Annotated in this window: 1 protein-coding gene; it reads right to left on the bottom strand. The window is 50.5% G+C overall.

Going from position 1 to position 511, the window contains the following annotated elements; all coding sequences use genetic code 11:
* Nucleotides 1–327: hypothetical protein (locus J3S20_RS29960; protein WP_216840582.1), on the bottom strand; the 327-nt coding region annotated here is incomplete at its 3' end.
* Nucleotides 328–511: the final 184 nt, after the last annotated feature.

Below are 511 nucleotides of genomic sequence, written 5' to 3'. Positions count from 1 at the left end.
CTTCTTTGTAAAGGCGGAAGAATGGGAACCAAAGTTATGTGCGTAGGCTTCCCATGCGAAGCCAAAGCACTCCTCGATCTGCTGCCTATGCTCTAAGAAATCATCAAGAAATGATCGCAGTCGAGTCACTTGATAGGCCCAGATACGTGGCGGAATATAGGGGGTTTGCTCTTTCGAGTGTATCGGCGTCGCCGCAACCAAGCGGGAGATGCCTTCACGATCAAGCAGAACGAAGCCCAAAGAGTCTCTGGCGTCATAAAGATCGTGCAGCAGACCTATGACGTAGGAGTATTTGGAGGAAGGAATACGTGCCGCAATCTGATCCACAACAGTAGGAAAACGCATTAGTTCGCTAGCGCATATCCCTTCCTGGGAACACAACACCATGATGGAACGAAGGGGGTCATAGGCATTCTTAATGCTTCCAATGGTTCTTGCTCCGCGGGGTCCCCAAATTCGCCAAGTCATTAACAGGCGCAATAAGTCAGCGTTATCTCGTGCGATGGGCGCA

This window comes from Falsiroseomonas tokyonensis, assembly GCF_019024325.1.
In the GTDB taxonomy this organism is placed as follows: Bacteria; Pseudomonadota; Alphaproteobacteria; order Acetobacterales; family Acetobacteraceae; genus Falsiroseomonas; species Falsiroseomonas tokyonensis.
The sequence above is the reverse complement of the archived record's forward strand: the minus strand, read 5'-3'. Positions and strand labels throughout refer to the sequence as shown.